The 16,998-nt window shown below is 63.3% G+C and carries 22 protein-coding genes (1 of these 22 cut by a window edge); 17 read left to right on the top strand and 5 right to left on the bottom strand.

Features of this window, described 5'->3' with window-relative positions:
* The first annotated feature begins 28 nt into the window (after positions 1-28).
* The 4 genes from EXV95_RS11025 (at position 29) to EXV95_RS11010 (ending at position 2,934) form a co-directional block, all read left to right on the top strand.
* Positions 29-667 carry a LysE family translocator gene (locus EXV95_RS11025; protein ID WP_055398576.1) on the top strand — a complete coding sequence of 213 codons (639 nt, stop codon included), beginning with the start codon at positions 29-31 and terminating at the stop codon, positions 665-667.
* Between the two features lie 108 nt (positions 668-775).
* A complete protein-coding gene (locus EXV95_RS11020) occupies positions 776-1,396 on the top strand; it encodes a ParA family protein (RefSeq protein ID WP_121505563.1) in 621 nt (206 codons plus the stop codon).
* A gap of 96 nt (positions 1,397-1,492) precedes the next feature.
* Positions 1,493-1,957, top strand: coding sequence for a MaoC family dehydratase (locus EXV95_RS11015; RefSeq protein WP_056066019.1), 465 nt, complete (start codon positions 1,493-1,495; stop codon positions 1,955-1,957).
* Positions 1,958-1,989: 32 nt separating this feature from the next.
* A complete protein-coding gene (locus tag EXV95_RS11010) occupies positions 1,990-2,934 on the top strand; it encodes a LysR family transcriptional regulator (protein WP_176886832.1) in 945 nt (314 codons plus the stop codon).
* 49 nt (positions 2,935-2,983) lie between these two features.
* On the opposite strand, the gene EXV95_RS11005 is transcribed toward EXV95_RS11010, so the two are convergent.
* Together EXV95_RS11005 and EXV95_RS11000 are read right to left on the bottom strand one after the other, a co-directional pair.
* On the bottom strand, positions 2,984-3,511 hold the full coding sequence (locus tag EXV95_RS11005; RefSeq protein WP_055398580.1) for a tRNA (cytidine(34)-2'-O)-methyltransferase: 528 nt from the start codon (positions 3,509-3,511) through the stop codon (positions 2,984-2,986).
* A gap of 85 nt (positions 3,512-3,596) precedes the next feature.
* Entirely contained in the window at positions 3,597-4,319 is a 723-nt protein-coding gene (locus EXV95_RS11000; RefSeq protein WP_176886831.1) for a ComF family protein, read from the bottom strand.
* Between the two features lie 23 nt (positions 4,320-4,342).
* On the opposite strand from EXV95_RS11000, the gene EXV95_RS10995 reads away from it, so the two are divergent.
* The 8 genes from EXV95_RS10995 (at position 4,343) to EXV95_RS10965 (ending at position 10,702) form a co-directional block, all read left to right on the top strand.
* Complete coding sequence (locus tag EXV95_RS10995) at positions 4,343-5,248, top strand: class I SAM-dependent methyltransferase (RefSeq protein ID WP_055398582.1); 906 nt, start codon at positions 4,343-4,345, stop codon at positions 5,246-5,248.
* A gap of 151 nt (positions 5,249-5,399) precedes the next feature.
* Positions 5,400-5,876 carry a DUF2244 domain-containing protein gene (locus EXV95_RS10990; RefSeq protein ID WP_121420957.1) on the top strand — a complete coding sequence of 159 codons (477 nt, stop codon included), beginning with the start codon at positions 5,400-5,402 and terminating at the stop codon, positions 5,874-5,876.
* Positions 5,877-5,935: 59 nt separating this feature from the next.
* Entirely contained in the window at positions 5,936-7,105 is a 1,170-nt protein-coding gene (coxB, locus tag EXV95_RS10985) for a cytochrome c oxidase subunit II (RefSeq protein WP_055398584.1), read from the top strand.
* A 30-nt stretch (positions 7,106-7,135) separates the two neighbouring features.
* Complete coding sequence (gene ctaD / locus EXV95_RS10980; protein ID WP_055398585.1) at positions 7,136-8,767, top strand: cytochrome c oxidase subunit I; 1,632 nt, start codon at positions 7,136-7,138, stop codon at positions 8,765-8,767.
* Positions 8,768-8,778: 11 nt separating this feature from the next.
* Positions 8,779-8,889 carry a cytochrome oxidase small assembly protein gene (locus tag EXV95_RS24810; protein ID WP_212742253.1) on the top strand — a complete coding sequence of 37 codons (111 nt, stop codon included), beginning with the start codon at positions 8,779-8,781 and terminating at the stop codon, positions 8,887-8,889.
* A gap of 13 nt (positions 8,890-8,902) precedes the next feature.
* Entirely contained in the window at positions 8,903-9,538 is a 636-nt protein-coding gene (locus EXV95_RS10975; RefSeq protein WP_055398586.1) for a cytochrome c oxidase assembly protein, read from the top strand.
* On the top strand, positions 9,535-9,759 hold the full coding sequence (locus EXV95_RS10970) for a DUF2970 domain-containing protein (RefSeq protein ID WP_055398587.1): 225 nt from the start codon (positions 9,535-9,537) through the stop codon (positions 9,757-9,759). Before EXV95_RS10975 ends, EXV95_RS10970 begins: the two co-directional genes overlap by 4 nt.
* A gap of 61 nt (positions 9,760-9,820) precedes the next feature.
* Positions 9,821-10,702, top strand: coding sequence for a cytochrome c oxidase subunit 3 (locus EXV95_RS10965; RefSeq protein WP_055398588.1), 882 nt, complete (start codon positions 9,821-9,823; stop codon positions 10,700-10,702).
* Between the two features lie 117 nt (positions 10,703-10,819).
* Here EXV95_RS10965 and EXV95_RS10960 read toward each other — a convergent pair whose 3' ends face one another.
* The gene (locus EXV95_RS10960) at positions 10,820-11,044 is read right to left on the bottom strand and encodes a twin transmembrane helix small protein (protein WP_055398589.1); all 225 of its coding nucleotides are present in this window, start codon (positions 11,042-11,044) and stop codon (positions 10,820-10,822) included.
* Between the two features lie 15 nt (positions 11,045-11,059).
* On the opposite strand from EXV95_RS10960, the gene EXV95_RS10955 reads away from it, so the two are divergent.
* Genes EXV95_RS10955 through EXV95_RS10935 form a run of 5 tightly spaced genes read left to right on the top strand, consistent with a single transcriptional unit; the run spans position 11,060 to position 15,236 of the window.
* A complete protein-coding gene (locus EXV95_RS10955; protein ID WP_176886830.1) occupies positions 11,060-11,845 on the top strand; it encodes an SURF1 family protein in 786 nt (261 codons plus the stop codon).
* Positions 11,787-12,530, top strand: coding sequence for a hypothetical protein (locus EXV95_RS10950; protein ID WP_176886829.1), 744 nt, complete (start codon positions 11,787-11,789; stop codon positions 12,528-12,530). Before EXV95_RS10955 ends, EXV95_RS10950 begins: the two co-directional genes overlap by 59 nt.
* Entirely contained in the window at positions 12,530-13,711 is a 1,182-nt protein-coding gene (locus EXV95_RS10945) for a heme A synthase (RefSeq protein WP_176886828.1), read from the top strand. The genes EXV95_RS10950 and EXV95_RS10945 overlap by 1 nt, the downstream gene beginning before the upstream one ends.
* Positions 13,708-14,610 carry a heme o synthase gene (gene cyoE / locus EXV95_RS10940; protein WP_055398593.1) on the top strand — a complete coding sequence of 301 codons (903 nt, stop codon included), beginning with the start codon at positions 13,708-13,710 and terminating at the stop codon, positions 14,608-14,610. Before EXV95_RS10945 ends, cyoE begins: the two co-directional genes overlap by 4 nt.
* Positions 14,611-14,624: 14 nt before the next feature.
* A complete protein-coding gene (locus EXV95_RS10935) occupies positions 14,625-15,236 on the top strand; it encodes an SCO family protein (protein WP_370460245.1) in 612 nt (203 codons plus the stop codon).
* 137 nt (positions 15,237-15,373) lie between these two features.
* On the opposite strand, the gene EXV95_RS10930 is transcribed toward EXV95_RS10935, so the two are convergent.
* Both EXV95_RS10930 and rpoH read right to left on the bottom strand, forming a co-directional pair.
* Positions 15,374-16,411 (bottom strand): tripartite tricarboxylate transporter substrate binding protein, encoded by a 1,038-nt coding sequence (locus EXV95_RS10930; protein WP_176886826.1) that lies wholly within the window; start codon positions 16,409-16,411, stop codon positions 15,374-15,376.
* A gap of 116 nt (positions 16,412-16,527) precedes the next feature.
* Positions 16,528-16,998 carry the 3' portion of an RNA polymerase sigma factor RpoH gene (gene rpoH / locus EXV95_RS10925; protein WP_176886825.1) on the bottom strand. 471 nt of this gene lie beyond the right edge of the window, so only the last 471 of its 942 coding nucleotides appear in the window; its start codon lies beyond the right edge, outside the window; its stop codon occupies positions 16,528-16,530.

The raw sequence follows: 16,998 nt of genomic DNA, 5'->3' as shown, positions 1-16,998 counted from the left end.
CCTTCTTCGCACTCGGGCTTGGTGATTCATGGACTTTCAGACTTGGCTGGCTTTTTTTGCGGCATCGTGCCTGATTGCGGTGTCGCCGGGCTCGGGGGCCGTGTTGTCGATGAGCCATGGGCTGTCGTACGGCGTACGCAAGACGGGCGCCACCATCCTGGGCCTGCAGCTGGGCCTGTTGCTGATTTTGCTCATTGCCGGGGCGGGCGTGGGTTCGCTGCTGCTGGCGTCCGAGGTGGCTTTTAGCGTGGTGAAAGTGCTGGGCGCCTGTTATCTGATCTATGTGGGCTTTGCGCAGTGGCGTGCCGGGGACAAATCGCCGGTGCAGGGCGATGAAGCAGAGTCGGCCGGCACCTGGCAAAAACGCTGCCTCACGGGTTTTTTGACCAACGCCACCAACCCCAAGGGCATCATCTTCATGGTGGCGGTGCTGCCCCAGTTCATGACCGACACGCGCCCGCTGTGGACGCAGCTGGTGGTGATGGCCGCCACCACGGTGACGGTGGACGTGGTGGTGATGCACGGCTACGCTGCGGGTGCCAGCGCGCTGCGCCGCCTGATGCGCAGCGCGCGTGCGGTGCGGGCGCAAAACCGTGTGTTTGGCGGCTTGCTGATGGCGGTGGGTGCCGGGCTGTTCTTCGTCAAGCGCGGCGGGCAGCACGCTTGATAGGATGGTTGTGCTTCGATTTTAATAGCTGCTTGCGCTTGCCTATAAAGCGCTAGAGGCTGATTTGGCTTGGTTTTTCATGGATACGCAGATTCCAAGGAGGTTGTCATGCCAGTAGTTGTTGTCGCCAACCCGAAGGGTGGTGTGGGCAAGTCCACACTGTCCACCAACATCGCGGGCTACTACGCCAGCCAGGGGCATCCCGTGATCCTGGGCGACACCGACCGGCAGGAATCCGCCAAGCTCTGGCTGGGCCTGCGTCCGCCAGCCGCGCGCCCCATTGGCGCCTGGGATGGCATCAGCTCGGACGTGATCAGCCGCCCGCCCAAGGGCACCACGCACGCGGTGCTCGACACCCCTGCCGGGCTGCACGGCTGGCGCCTGAACGATGTGCTCAAGCTGGCCGACAAGATCATCGTGCCGCTGCAGCCCAGCGTGTTCGACATCTTTGCCACGCGCAGTTTTCTGGACCAGCTGGCCGAGCACCGCCGCGCCGAAGGGGTGCAGATCGGCATCGTGGGCATGCGCGTGGACGCCCGAACCAAGGCCGCCGAGCAGCTGCACCATTTTGTGGACAGCCTGGGCTTCCCGGTGCTGGGCTACCTGCGCGATACGCAGAACTACATCCACCTGGCGGCGCATGGCCTCACGCTGTTTGACGTGGCGCCCGGCCGCGTGGCGCGCGACCTGGAGCAGTGGCAAGGCATCTGTGCCTGGCTCAATTCTTGAAGGACAGCGTGAAGCAGAACGTACAACCAGCCCCTCGGGAAAACACCTGTCACCCGGCAGACAAGGCGCGCCTGGGTGCGGGGCTACATTGCGACGATGAAAATCTTCCGCTCTTATTCCGAAGTCAGTGCCTGCGTGGGCCAGGAGGTCGCCGTGACCGACTGGATCACCATCACGCAGGAACAGGTCAACCTGTTTGCCCAGGCCACGGGCGACCACCAGTGGATCCATGTGGACCCCGAGCGCGCCAAGGCCGGGCCGTTTGGCGCGCCCATTGCGCATGGGTTTCTCACGCTGTCGCTGATCCCGCAGTTTTTCGAGACGGGCCTGACCATCGAGGGTGCGCGCATGGGCGTGAACTACGGGCTGAACAAGGTGCGCTTCACGGCACCGGTGCCGGTGGGCAGCCGCCTGCGCGCGCGCCTCACCCTGCAGGCTGCCGAGCCGGTGGCGCCCGATGGTATGCAGATGACCTGGCTGGTGACCGTGGAGCGCGAGGGCAGCGACAAGCCGGTGTGCGTGGCCGAATCGCTGGCGCGCAACTTCGGCGCCCCGGCCTGAGCCTGGTCGCCATCGGGCAGGAGGTCTGAACCATGGACCGCCTGCAAGCCATGAAAATTTTCGAGCGTGTGGTGGAAGAGGGCGGCTTTGCCGCCGCCGCCCGCGCCATGGACATGTCACCCCCTGTGGTCACCCGCATGGTGGCCGAGCTGGAGCAGCATCTAGGCACGCGGCTGCTGCAGCGCACTACCCGCAAGCTGGCGCTCACCGACGCGGGTGATGCCTATCTGCAGCGCGTACGCACCATCTTGCACGAGATCGACGACGCCGAAGCGGCAGCGGCGGCCAACACGCGCGATCTGCGCGGCACCATCCGCATCGTTGCGGCGCCGGTGCTGGCGACCAACTTTCTGGCGCCCATGGTGGCGCTGTGGCATGCGGAGTTCCCCAAGCTGTTGCTTGACATCGACCTGGACGCCTATGCCTCGGCGAGGGTGGATGAATATGATGTGACCATCATGGTGGCGGGTGAGGATTTTGATGCCAACATCGTGGCACGCCCCCTGTTGAAGGGGGAGGCGATTGTTGTTGCATCACCCGACTACCTGGAGCGCAAGGGCATTCCGCGCGAGCCGCAAGACCTGCTGCAACACAACTATCTGCGCGACTCCGGCATGGCCGCGCGAGCGCAGTTGGGGCCAGCGCGCAAGCTGCGCCTGCAATCGCTCAATGGCAGCATGCCCGCGCAAGAGGTCGATGTGCCGGCAGTGCTGCAGTCGGTCAGCACCGAGCTGCTTCTGCGCGCGGCGGTAGACGGCGCGGGGGTGGCCGTCACCTCGCGCCTGCTGGCCGAGGAACACCTGGCCCGTGGCGAACTGGTGCACATCCTGCCTGCGTGGATTTTTTCGCGCTACACCATCTATGCCGCGCTGCCGTCCGGCCGCATGCTGCCCGCGCGCACCAAGGTGTTTCTGGACTTTCTCAGCGAGCAGGTGCCCCTGGCCGTGGCGGACCAACGCGGGCAGCAGTCCAAGTAACCCAAGGCCATCGGCCAGGGTGGCGCACCCACCAACAATCAGCCAGGCATCAACCCAGCTGCGCAAATCCGCTGATGATGGTGCCCTCTGGCTCCACGGCGATTTCGCCGTCGGGCATCGCAAAACTGTTCTGGCGCCAGGCCTCGAACACCGTCACGGCCACGGCGTTGGACAAATTCAGGCTGCGCTGGCCCGCCACCATAGGCAGGCGCAGGCGTTGTGCGGGCGGAAAACTCTCGCGCAGTTCGGGCGGAAGCCCCCGCGTTTCAGCGCCAAACACCATCCAGTCGCCCGGCAGGAAGCAGGTGGAGTGCACGGGCTGCGAGCCGTGTGTGGTCATTGCGAACATGCGGGTCGGGTCTGGTTGGGTATCCCGCAGGAAGGCGGTCCAGCCTGCATGCACTTGCACCTGGGCGTATTCGTGATAGTCCAGCCCCGCACGGCGCATCTGGCGGTCTTCCATCGAGAACCCGAGCGGCTCGATCAGGTGCAGAGTGCACCCCGTGTTGGCCGCCAGGCGAATCACATTCCCCGTGTTGGGCGGGATCTCGGGTTCGACGAGGACGATATGGAACATGCCGCCAATTGTCATCGCTGGACGTGTGAGTTGAGCAACCGCTCGTAATCAAAAGTATCCCGCTGGTACTTCGAGGTTGCGGGGCTCAGTCGAGCCCCGTGCGCGCCAGGACGGCGGCGGTGACATGCGCCACGCCTGCCTCGCGCAGCGCCAGGGTGGCCGCCTGCAGCGTGGCACCGGTGGTCATCACGTCATCGATCAGCACCACCCGCTGGCCGCGCAGGGCTGCCGCGCGGCTGGGCTCAACGGCGAAGGCGCCGCGCAGGTTGCGCAGGCGCTGGGCGCGGGGCAGGCTGCTCTGCGCCTCGGTGGCGTGCAGGCGCAGCAGGGTGTGGAGGTCGGTTTTGGGGCCTGCCAGGTGCCTTGCCAGCAGGGCCGACTGGTTGAAGCCCCGCTCGCGCAGGCGTTCGGTGGACAGCGGCACCGGAAGCACGCAGTCGGCCGCTTCCAGCGCCGGTTCCATCCACGGCGTGCTGCGCATCAGTGTGGACAGCGCCTTGGCCCAGCCCGGATCACCGCGAAACTTGAACTGCGCCAGCGCATCGGCCCAGGGGTAGGCGTAGTCCACTGCGGCAACGCAGGCATCAAAGCTGGGCGGGGTCTGGATGCAGGCGCCGCAGACCTCTACCCCTGCAGGCACCCGCAGGGCGCAGCGCTGGCAGCGCGTGGCGGGCTGTGCAAACCGCGCCACGCAGGCGTTGCAGATACGCTGCGAGGGCCAGGTGTGGCAGAACGCGCACTGGCTGGGCACTTGGTTGGCCCAGGTATGGAGACGGCGCGAAATCCCTGTCAGGCCCGTAAAAAGCATGAATCAATATACTCGCGCGGCCCATGACGTCCTCCGAGCGCCCCCCCACCATTGATCCCGTTGCTGCGGCCCGCTGGCATGCAGCAGCCCCCGCAGTATCTCCCTGGCTTCATGAAGAAGTCGCCCGCCGCATGGAGGACCGCTTGCAATGGATTCGCCAGGCCCCTGAATCCTGGTGCCATTGGGACGCGGTGCGTGGCGGCCTGCAGGCGCATGCGCTGGTGAGCGCACGCTATCCCAAAGCGCGTTGCCAGATCTACGAAACGGCAGCCCATTGCGAGGACTCTGCCCGGCAGGCGCTGGCCAAGCCGTGGTGGAGCCCTGCGCGCTGGAGCGCAGGCAACCCCCAGCTGGGTATGCCAGCAGATGCGAGTGTGCAGATGCTGTGGGCCAACATGGCGCTGCACACGGCAGCCGACCCGCAGGCGCTGATCGCGCAATGGCACCGTGCCCTTGCGGTGGATGGCTACCTGATGTTCTCGTGCCTGGGGCCCGATACCCTGCGAGAACTGCATGCGGTGTATGCCGAGCTGGGCTGGCCCCCGGCCGGGCATGCCTTCACTGATATGCACGATTGGGGTGACATGCTGGTGCATGCCGGTTTTGCCGAACCGGTGATGGACATGGAGCGCATCACGCTCACGTTTGCCACGCCCGAGCGGCTGGTTCAAGAGCTGCGCGAGCTGGGTTGCAATCTGCACCCTGATCGCTTTCCCTCATTGCGCGGTCGGCGCTGGCGCGAGAAGCTCTACCAAGTGCTGTCCGACCGGTTGGCAGATCCGCAACAAGGTGGTCAGTTGGCACTGACTTTCGAAATCATTTATGGCCATGCGTTCAAGCCCGCGCCTCGGGTGCGCGTCAGTTCCAGCAGCGCTGTGTCGCTGCAGGACATGCGCACCCTGTTGCGCCAGGGCGGCAAAGAGAACTAGCCTGTAACGGCGTGTCAATGATATGGAACAAGGCACGCTACAATTCCGGGTTATTGAGATTTCGGGCATCTTCCCGCGCAACTTTGCGGGCTGCGCCTGTCTTGCCTTGGGCATGACAGGCACCCAGCAGGCAGTCTTGTGAGCACTTCTGGTGACGGGCTTGGTTTTTCGTTTTGCCACGGTGTCGGGTCAACGCATTGACTGGCGTCTCGTTCGCAACTGTTCGGTCACGCCGGTGCAGTTGGGCTGGATGTATCTGTCCTTGTGTGTGGTGTCCCTGGGTATCGCAACGTGCTTCTGGATACTCGGTGCCCGCCTGGTCATGCCCTTTGCGTGGCTGGAGATGGTGGCTGTAGGAATTGCATTCGCCATGTACGGTCGCCATGCGGCGGATGGCGAGAGGATTTCGCTGCAAGGTTCGCGCCTTGTGGTGGAACTGGAGACAGCAGGCAAGCTGGAGCGCGCCGAGTTTGACCGGAGTTGGGTTCGCGTAGAGCCCAAGTCTGGAGACCGTTCGCTGATCATGCTGTCTGCGCAGGGCCGTACGGTCGAAGTGGGGCGCTTCATGCGCCCCGAACTTCGACCGGCTCTGGCATCGGAGATCCGCATGGCCTTGCGCGCAGCCTGACCCCACGCAGGCGCGCGAAAGGGATTGGTTAAATTGAGGCTTAGAAGTAAGTGAGAACTATGAAGAGCATTTCCAACAAGCTGGCTTCTCTGCTGCTGATTGCCGGTGCATGGGTGGGCTCCGCAGCCCATGCCGTTCAGGACCTGCCTGGCGGCCCTGCAGTCAACCAGCTGAACCTGCATCCCCCGGTCACCAAGATCGCAGAAGAGCAACATTTTCTGCACTGGATGATGCTGATCATCTGCACGGTGATCTTTGTTGCAGTGTTCTCCGTGATGTTCTACTCGATTTGGAAACACCGCCGTTCCAAGGGCGCCAAGTCGGCCAATTTCCATGAATCCGTGACGGTGGAAGTGGTCTGGACCATTGTTCCGTTCATCATCGTGATCCTGATGGCCCTGCCTGCCACCAAGGTGCTGGTGGCCCAGAAGGACACCACCAACGCCGACCTCACCATCAAGACCACGGGCTACCAGTGGAAGTGGGGTTATGACTACATCACCGGCGAAGGCGAGGGCCTGGCCTTCATCTCCACGCTGGACAGCAGCCACCGCGTGATGTCCGACAGCGGCAATGTCAAGGATGCGCCGACTGACTACCTGCTCAAGGTGGACAACCCGATGGTGGTGCCGGTGGGCAAGAAGATCCGCATCATTACGACGGCTAACGACGTGATCCACGCCTTCATGGTGCCCGCCTTCGGCATCAAGCAGGATGCGATCCCCGGCTTTGTGCGCGACACCTGGTTCCGCGCCGAGAAGATTGGCGACTACTACGGCCAGTGCGCCGAGCTGTGCGGCAAGGAGCACGCTTACATGCCCATCCATGTGAAGGTCGTGTCTGCTGAGGACTACACCGCCTGGGTGGCTGATCAGAAGAAGAAGGCTGCGGCCAAGCTGGACGACCCCACCAAGGTCTGGGCGCTGGACGACATCATGAAGCGTGGCGAGAAGGTGTATGCCGCCAACTGTGCAGCCTGCCACCAGGCCAACGGCAAGGGCGCTGGCCCCATCAAGCCATTGGACGGTTCGGCCATCGTGCTGGACGCGGACCATGTCAAGCAGATCCAGGTTCTGCTCAAGGGCGCAGCCAATGGTGCCATGCCTGCGTGGGCGCAGCTGAGCGATACCGATATCGCAGCCGTTGCCACCTACACCAAGAATTCGTGGTCCAACAAGACCGGCCAGCTGGTGCAGCCTGCTGAAATCGTGGCCCAGCGCGGCAAGTAATCAGCGCCCTAACGTATTGAGGAATCCAAGATGAGTGCAGTTCTCGACAACCACGGGCATGCGGGCGACCACGCACACGACGACCATGGGCACCATGGTCCCACCGGCTGGCGCCGCTGGGTGTATGCCACCAATCACAAGGACATCGGTACCCTGTACCTGCTGTTTGCCTTCGCCATGCTAATGGTGGGCGGCGTCCTGGCGCTGCTGATTCGCGCCGAGCTGTTCCAGCCCGGCCTGCAGCTGGTGAACCCCGAGCTGTTCAACCAGCTCACCACCATGCACGGTCTGATCATGGTGTTCGGCGCCATCATGCCGGCCTTCGTGGGCTTTGCGAACTGGATGATCCCGCTGCAGATCGGCGCATCCGACATGGCTTTTGCCCGCATGAACAACTTCAGCTTCTGGCTGATGATCCCTGCGGCCATCATGCTGGTGGCATCGTTCTTCATGCCCGGCGGCGCTCCTGCTGCAGGCTGGACGCTGTATGCGCCGCTGACGCTGCAGATGGGTCCCTCCATGGATGCCGGCATCTTCGCGATGCACATCCTGGGTGCCTCGTCCATCATGGGTTCGATCAACATCATCGTGACCATCCTAAACATGCGCGCACCCGGCATGACGCTGATGAAGATGCCCATGTTCGCCTGGACCTGGCTCATCACCGCCTACCTGCTGATCGCCGTGATGCCCGTGCTGGCTGGCGCGATCACCATGACGCTGACGGATCGCCACTTCGGCACCAGCTTCTTCAACCCCGCTGGCGGCGGTGACCCGGTGATGTACCAGCACATCTTCTGGTTCTTCGGCCACCCCGAGGTGTACATCATGATCTTGCCGGCCTTCGGCATCATCAGCCAGATCGTGCCTGCGTTTGCCCGCAAGAAGCTGTTCGGCTACGCCTCCATGGTGTACGCCACGTCGTCCATCGCCATCCTGTCGTTCATCGTGTGGGCCCACCACATGTTCACGACGGGCATGCCCGTGACGGGCCAGCTGTTCTTCATGTACGCCACCATGCTGATCTCTGTGCCCACGGCCGTGAAGATCTTCAACTGGATCGCCACCATGTGGCGCGGCTCCATGACCTTTGAGACCCCCATGCTGTTTGCGGTGGGCTTCATCTTCGTGTTCACCATGGGTGGTTTCACCGGCCTGATTCTGGCCATGGCCCCTATCGATATCCAGCTGCAAGACACGTACTACGTGGTGGCTCACTTCCACTATGTGCTGGTGGCTGGCTCGCTGTTCTCCATGTTTGCTGGCGTGTACTACTGGCTGCCCAAGTGGACGGGTGTGATGTACTCTGAAACGCGCGGCCAGATCCACTTCTGGGGCTCGTTGATCACGTTCAACATCACCTTCTTCCCCATGCACTTCCTGGGTCTGGCCGGTATGCCCCGTCGCTACGCCGACTACCCCATGCAATTCGCTGACTTCAACGCGATTGCCTCGGTCGGCGCGCTGGGCTTCGGTCTGATGCAGGTCTACTTCTTCCTGGCGGTGATTGTTCCTGCCATGCGTGGCAAGGGTGAAAAGGCAGCTGCTAAGCCTTGGGACGGTGCTGAAGGTCTGGAATGGGAAGTTCCCTCTCCAGCGCCTTTCCACACTTTTGAGAATCCACCCAAGCTGGATGCCACGGCCACCCGTGTGATCGGCTGAGGATCACGACCATGACACCCGAGCAGAAAAAGAGCAACCTGCGGATGGCGCTGATCCTGGCGTCGATTGCGGTGGTGTTCTTCGTCGGGTTCATGGCCAAGGTGTTCTTCCTTTCCCGTTGAGTCCACACCTGCCATGAGCCTGCACCGCGAAAACGCCAAGATGGTCGGCAAGCTGGTCGTGATCGCGGCTGGCATGTTCGCCTTCGGCTATGTGCTGATTCCCATCTACAAGCACATCTGCGAGATGACGGGCATCAACATCCTGTCGCTCTCCGAGCGTCAGGTGCCTGGTAACGGCGTGGCGGGCAAGGATGTCAAGGTTCCTGCCAATACGCAGGTGGATAGGACCCGTACGATCACGGTGGAGTTTGATGCCAACGCGCGGGGTCCCTGGGATTTCAAACCTGCCCAGCGATCGGTGCAGGTCCACCCGGGTGAGCTGACCACGGTGATGTACCAGTTTCAGAACATCCAGAACCGCCGCATGGCTGCGCAGGCCATTCCCAGCTACGCGCCCCGCCAGGCTGCTGCGCACTTCAACAAGCTGGAGTGCTTCTGCTTTAACCAGTACACGCTGGAGCCCGGCGAGAAAAAGGAATGGCCGGTGGCGTTTGTGATTGACCCGCGTATTTCGAAGGACGTGACGACCATTACGTTGTCCTACACGTTCTTTGAAGTGGGTGGCAAGACACCCGCAGCACCGCAGTCCACAGCAGCCGTGGATGTATCCCTTCCGGCCATTTCCTCATTGGAAGGGGCTGGCTCATGAATACCCCACTGGAGCAGCCCGTGGTGAAGCCGCATGCGCGCAAAGGCTCGTTGCTGCGGACCGTGCGCGCCGTGGCCTGGTCGCTGATCGGCCTGCGCAAGGGCAGCGAATACCAGCAGGATGTCGAAAAACTCAACCCACTGCACATCATCGTGGTGGGATTGATCGCGGTCTTTCTGCTGGTCATCGGCCTGATCGGGCTGGTGAACTGGATCGTGTGAGTGTGTGTTGGTTGGTACGAACAAATACTGAAAACAAAGATTTTGAGAGTCAGGAGCTGAAATGAGTGCATCAACCCACGGCGGAACCCCGTACTACTATGTGCCTGCCGAGTCGCGTCACCCTGTGATGGCGGCTGCAGGCCTGTTCTTCGTCATTCTGGGCGCAGGGCAGTGGATCAACGGCCACGACTGGGGCAAGTATTCCCTGGCGCTGGGCCTGGTGTGGTGGCTGTTCACGCTGTACCAATGGTTCGGCGATGCGGTGCGTGAGAGTGAAGGTGGCCTGTATGGCCACAAGATCGACCTGTCGTACCGCTGGAGCATGAGCTGGTTCATCTTCTCGGAGGTGATGTTTTTCGGCGCGTTCTTCACGGCCCTGTGGTGGGCGCGTTCGCACTCTGTACCTGCCCTGGGAAGTCTGGACAATGCACTGCTGTGGCCTGATTTCAAGGCGGTCTGGCCCAGTCTGGCTGCTGGCGTGACCGGTTCGCCGGCTGGCATCGTCGAGCCCTTCCAAACGGTGGGCCCCTTCTGGCTGCCCACCATCAATACGGCTCTGCTGCTGACCTCGGGTGTGACACTCACCATTGCACACCACGCCCTGCGCGAGAACCAGCGTGGCAAGACGATTGGTTTCATGTGGGCAACCGTGCTGCTGGGTTTTGTCTTCCTGCTGGTGCAAGGCTATGAGTATTACCACCTCTACACCGACCTGAACCTCAAGCTCAACTCGGGCGTGTTCGGTTCGACGTTCTTCATGCTGACCGGCTTCCACGGTTTCCACGTGTTCCTGGGCATGCTGATGCTGCTGGTGATCACGTTGCGATTGCAAAAGGGCCACTTCACGGCCGACAAGCACTTCGGTTTCGAGGGCGCTGCCTGGTACTGGCACTTTGTGGACGTGGTGTGGCTGGGTCTGTACGTGCTGGTCTACTGGATGTAAACCGCGCCTGCCGTGTAAAAAAAGCGCCTCGCGGCGCTTTTTTTGTTGGCAAGCAAGCTGTCAGCGCAGACCCTGGTCCATCGCTGGCGGCGTGCTGCTCGCCACGGTTGGAGGGGGTTAGCGGGCGGTTGCCGGCAGGCCGGTAGGCTGGATGTAGCCCAGCTGCCAGGCGACCAGGATACACAGGAACAGCACGATGGAGATCCCCACCCGCACGGCCAGCGCCTTGGCCATGTGGTTGCCCTTGGACTTGTCATCGCGTCCATTGCGCATCATGAAGAACAGGGCGGATGCCAGGCTGGCCAGAATGGCGATGAACGCCAGCACTACGAGGTATTTCATGGAGCACATTATCCCGTGACCACTTTCCGCCGTCCCGCAGGCCTGCGTTTCTGGTTGATCACACTCGCCGCAGTGGCGGGCATGCTGGTCACTGCATCGCTGGGCCGCTGGCAGCTGTCGCGCGCAGCCGAAAAAGAGGCGCTTCAGGCCGCGCTGGACGAACGGGGGCGCATGCCTGCCATTGACGGCCGCGCCTTGCTTGCTGCTACGGTGGCAGATCCATCCTCGAAGGACGCCTCTTCGTTGGTGCACCGTGCCGTGGTTCTGGAGGGGCGGTGGCTGTCGGAGCACACGGTGTACCTCGACAACCGCCAGATGCACGGGCGCCCGGGCTTTTTTGTGGTGACGCCATTGCAGCTGGCAGGGCAAAGTGGCGCGGCGGTGCTGGTGCAGCGTGGCTGGGCGCAGCGCAATTTCCAGGACCGTACGCGGCTGCCACAGGTGCAGACGCCACAGGATGTGACGGTGCGGGTGCAGGGCCGTGTGGCGCCCGCGCCTTCACGTTTGTATGAGTTCCAGGGCGCCGACAGTGCTCAGGGGTCTTCTCGCATCCGGCAAAATCTCGACCTGGCAGCGTTTCGCACCGAAACCGGTCTGGCGCTTGCCCACCTCACGGTGCTGCAGACGGGCGAAGCAGGCGAGGGGCTTCAACGCGACTGGCCCGTGGTCGGGGCAGGCGTCGACAAACACTACGGTTACGCATTTCAATGGTTCGGGCTCTGCGGCCTGATTGCACTTCTCTATGTCTGGTTCCAAATCGTCCGACGGTTCATTCGCCCGCGCAGCCACCCTGCCGCCTGAAGCCCAGGGGGACCATCCCCTGGGGCTCACCGTGCACACGCTGCCCGAAGCGGCGGGCGCCGTGGCCCTGACGCAGCGCACGCGCCATGGGCGTTTGAAGATGCTGGGCGTGCTGCTCATCTGCGCGGCGCCGGTCATCGCCTCGTATTTCACGTACTACGTCATCCGCCCCGAAGGCCGGCGCAACTATGGCGAGTTGATCAACCCGCAGCGCACCCTGCCGGACCTGAGCGCCACGGCACTCGATGGCAAGGCCGTTCCCCTGGCTTCGCTGAAGGGGCAATGGCTTCTGGTCAGCGTTGCGGGCGGGGCCTGTGATGCCGCCTGCCAGAAGCACCTGTACCTGCAGCGGCAACTGCGCGAAAGTGTGGGCAAGGAGAAAGACCGCGTGGACTGGGTCTGGCTGGTGAACGACGCTACCAACGTGCCACCTGAGCTCACGCCCGCATTGCAGAAAGCGACGGTGCTGCGCATGGATGCCTCTGCACTCAATGCGTGGCTTGCGCCTGCCGAGGGGCACCAGATCGCGGACCACCTGTATGTGGTGGACCCCATGGGCAACTGGATGATGCGTTTTCCGGCAGCCATGGACGCGGCAGGCGCGGCCAAGGCCAAGCGGGATCTTGAACGCCTGTTGCGTGCGTCCTCGTCATGGGATGAGGCCGGGCGTCCCGGGAAGCCGTGATGGACACCCCACAGCCGCTCTACGATCTGGCGCCCATCGCCCGGCTGATGCTGCTGGGCGTGCTGATTGCGCTCGGGCCGCTCGCCTGGGTGGGTTGGCGCAACCGCAACAGCTCCCCCATGCGGCGCCTGCAGGCACTCACGGTGCTCACCCTGTTCCTGACGTTTGATCTGGTGCTTTTTGGCGCCTTCACCCGCCTGACCGACTCGGGCCTGGGCTGCCCCGACTGGCCTGGGTGCTACGGCAGCGCCAGCCCCGTGGGGGCGCGCACCGAGATCGCGGCGGCCCAGGAGGCCATGCCCACGGGCCCTGTGACCCATGGCAAGGCCTGGGTTGAAATGATCCACCGTTACCTGGCCACGGGCGTGGGCGTGCTCATCATCGTGCTCACTGTGTCGGCGTGGGTTCAGCACCGCAAGGCCTTGCGTATGGGGGGCGAGCGTCCCCCCATCAGCCCGTGGTGGCCCACCTTCACGCTGTTCTGGGTGTGTCTGCAGGGGGCTTTCGGGGCGCTGACGGTGACGATGAAACTCTTTCCGGCCATCGTCACGCTGCACCTCATCGGCGGGCTGGTGCTGCTGGCGCTGCTGTGTGTGCAAGCAGTACGCCACACCCAGAGCGCCCAGGGCAAGCTGCCTGTGCGTGTCTCCACCGGGTTGCGCTGGGGCCTGGTGATCACCGGCGTGCTCGTGGCGGTGCAGGTGGTGCTGGGTGGCTGGGTCAGCACCAACTACGCGGTGCTGGCTTGCACCACCTTTCCTACCTGTCAGGGGAGCTGGTGGCCAGCCATGGACTTTGGCCAGGGTTTTCAGGTCTGGCGCGCGCTGGGTATGCTGCAGGACGGCAGCCACATCAGTTTTGCCGGGCTCACAGCCATCCACTATGTACACCGGCTCATGGCTTATGTGGTCCTCTTGGCCCTGGGCATCGTTTGCTGGCGCCTTCGCCAGGCGGGCGTGCTCCGGGTTCAGTCCCGCTGGCTGGCCGCGCTGGCGCTGCTGCAACTGGCCACCGGCCTCTCCAACGTGGTGCTGGACTGGCCGCTGCTGGCCGCCGTGCTGCATACCGGTGGCGCTGCGGCGCTGGTGGTGGTGTTGACCTGGGCCTTGGTGTCCAGCCGCGCGGTGTCCGCGCCGCAAGAGTTTTCCGCACCTTCGGGTGCATCGAGAGTTTCCGCATGAGTGTTGCTGCCCCCGCCGCTGTTTCTACGCCGTCGCGCATTGCGCAGTTCTATGCGCTGACCAAGCCGCGCGTGGTCCAGCTCATTGTGTTTTGTGCCCTCATTGGCATGGTGCTGGCTGTGCCTGGGCTTCCGTCGGCCTCGCAACTTGGGCTGATGGCCTTGGCCTGTGCCGGGGTGTGGCTGGTGGCGGGCGCTGCCGCCGCCTTCAACTGCATCGTGGAGCAAGGCATCGACGCCAAGATGAAGCGCACCGCCTGGCGTCCCACGGCCAAGGGCCAGCTGTCCAACGCCCAGACGCTGCTGTTTTCTGCCGTGTTGTGTGGTGCGGGGTCCGCACTGTTGTACTTCTGGGTGAACCCTCTCACGATGTGGCTCACGTTCGCCACATTTGTGGGCTATGCGGTCATCTACACAGTGATTCTGAAGCCCCTCACGCCGCAGAACATTGTGATTGGTGGTGCGTCAGGCGCCATGCCGCCCGTGCTCGGTTGGGCGGCCATGACCAACGATGTCGGCCCGGAAGCACTCATCCTGTTCCTCATCATCTTTCTGTGGACGCCTCCTCACTTCTGGGCGCTGGCCCTGTACCGGGTGGAGGACTACCGCAAGTCTGGCTTGCCCATGCTGCCGGTGACCCATGGCAACGAGTTCACCCGCCTGCAGGTGTTTCTGTACACCCTGATCCTGTTTGCCGGGTGCCTGATGCCCTTCGTCTACGGCATGAGCTCGTGGATCTACCTGGCCGCTGCAGTGGTGCTGAGCGCAGGCTTCTGCGGCTACGGTTTTGCCCTGTGGCGCAACTATTCGGACGCGCTCGCGCGCAAGACCTTCCGCTTTTCCCTCATCCACCTGAGCGCCCTGTTTGCCGCCCTCCTGGTGGACCACTACGTGCTGTGAAGACCGCCATGATCATGTTGAAAAGAAATGCTCTTAAAACGATAGCTGTTAGCGCTTTATCTATAAGCGCTGTGGGCATTTTTAGTGCCTGTTCCGAGAAAAAGGCAGAGTTTCGTGGCGTGGACATCACCGGTGCGGACTATGCCCGTGACATCCCGCTGACCGACCACAACGGCCAGGCGCGACACCTCAAGGACTTTGCGGGCAAGGTGGTGGTGGTGTTCTTCGGCTTCACGCAGTGCCCGGACGTGTGCCCCACCTCCATGCAAGAGCTGGCCGAGGTGAAGAAGATGCTGGGCAAGGACGGCGACCGCCTGCAGGGCATCTTCGTCACGGTAGACCCCGAACGCGATACGCCGGAAGTGCTCAAAGCCTATATGGCCAATTTCGATCCCAGTTTTCTGGCCCTGTATGGCACGCCAGAGCAACTGGCTGCGGTCGCCAAGGACTTCAAGATCTACTACAAGAAGGTCGATGGCAAAACGCCCACCAGCTACACCATGGACCACTCGGCTGGCAGCTACGTGTATGACACGGCGGGGCGCCTGCGTATCTACAACCGCTATGGCAGTGGCGCGCAGGCCCTGGCGGCAGACGTCAAGGCACTGCTGGCCGAGGCGGGTTGAGGTTTCTGCGGGCCCGCCAGCCAGCCCGCCTGCTGGTTTGACAGCACCTGCAACAAAAAACCCGGGCAGGCGCATCGGCCAGACCCGGGCTGATGTTTGCTAGCAGCAAAGGTGTGCGACGTTTCCGTCGCGCAGATTTACTCCGCCTTGATGCCGCGCATCGCGATTACGCCGCCCAGCAAGTTGGTGTCGGCCTTCACGCGGTTGGCCAGCCCCTCGGGCGACGAGCCCACCGTCTGCCAGCCCTGCTGGAACAGCTTGCCGCGCACCTCTTCGCTGCGCGCAATCTCGCTGATCAGCGCTGCCAGCTTGGCCTGGATCGGCTTGGGCAGGGTCGAAGGCGCCGCAAAGGCGTTCCAGATTTCTAGGTTGAAGTTGCTGATGCCGGCCTCGGCCAGGCTGGGTACATCGGGCGCCAGCGGGCTGCGCCCGGAAGACGTCACGCCAATCGCGCGCAGCTTGCCCGCACGCACCTGGGCCTGCGCCAGGGCGGGGGGCAGCAAGGCCATCTGCAACTGCCCGCCCAGCATGGCGGTGGCCACCTGCGGGTAGCCCGGGTAGGGCACATGCACCGGATTGATGTTGCTGCGCGACTTGAGCAGCTCGGTGCCAATGTGGCCCACGGTGCCCACGCCGGGCGTGCCATAGCTCCACTTGTCGCCGCCATTGCGGGCTGCCACAAAGAAGTCGCGGGCGCTGCTGTTGGCGGGCACCCCGGGTTGGCTCACGGGCGCTGTCAGGATCAGGGGCGATGTGCCGATGAGGCTCAGCGGTGCCAGGTCCTTGAGCGGGTCGTAGGGCACGGCCGGGTTCAGTAGCTTGGCAATTGTCATGTTGCCGTTGATCATCAGGCCGATGGTGTGGTCATCACGCGCTTTGGCCACGGCATCAGCCGCAATATTGCCGCCTGCGCCCACCTTGTTTTCCACGATCACCGGCTGGCCCAGGGCCTTGGACAGCGGCTCGCTGAACGTGCGCGCCGTGAGGTCGGGCGAAGACCCGGCCGGAAAGCCCACGATGATCTTGAGCGGCTTGGTGGGCCAGGTCAGGGGCGCGGCTGCTGCTGCTGCGCCGGGCTTGGCGGCGTTCTGGGCCAGGGCCCAGGGGGAGGCGGCTGCTAGCGCAATCAGCAGCGTAGACGCACGGCGGGACACAACAGGACGTGACGACAACATGGGAAGGGGTCTCCTCAACAAGAACATTCAGGGGCCAAAACGACACGGGGCCCCAGAACTGGGGCCCCGTGAGGCAACTTCTGCAGCCGGGGATATTAACCCCGCCGCTCTCAGGCTCAGGCGTACTCCGCCAGCGCCTTCTTCATCTTCTTCATTGCAGCCACTTCAATCTGCCGGATGCGCTCGGCGCTCACGCCATACACAGCTGCCAGCTCGTGCAACGTCATGCCGCCCGTGCCGTCATCGTTGACCTTGAGCCAGCGCTCTTCCACGATGCGGCGGCTGCGGTCGTCCAGGCTGTCCAGCGCCGTGGCAATGCCATCGGTGGCCAGGGCATCGCGCTGGCGCGACTCGATCATGGCCGTAGGTTCGTGCGAGGCGTCGGCCAGATAGGCAATTGGCCCAAAAGCCTGTTCGCCATCGTCCGAGGGTGCGGGGTCCAGCAGCACATCACCGCCCGACATGCGGGTTTCCATCTCGATGACTTCCTCGCGCTTGACGTTGAGCTGCGCAGCCACCGTGTCGATTTCGTGGTCCGACAGCGTATCGCGGTGTGTGGCCGCATCGGCGGCAGACGCATCGGCCTT

The sequence above is a fragment of the Acidovorax sp. JMULE5 genome (genome assembly GCF_013376875.1).
Lineage (GTDB): Bacteria > Pseudomonadota > Gammaproteobacteria > Burkholderiales > Burkholderiaceae_C > Acidovorax > Acidovorax facilis.
This window is presented reverse-complemented; position numbering and strand designations above follow the sequence as displayed.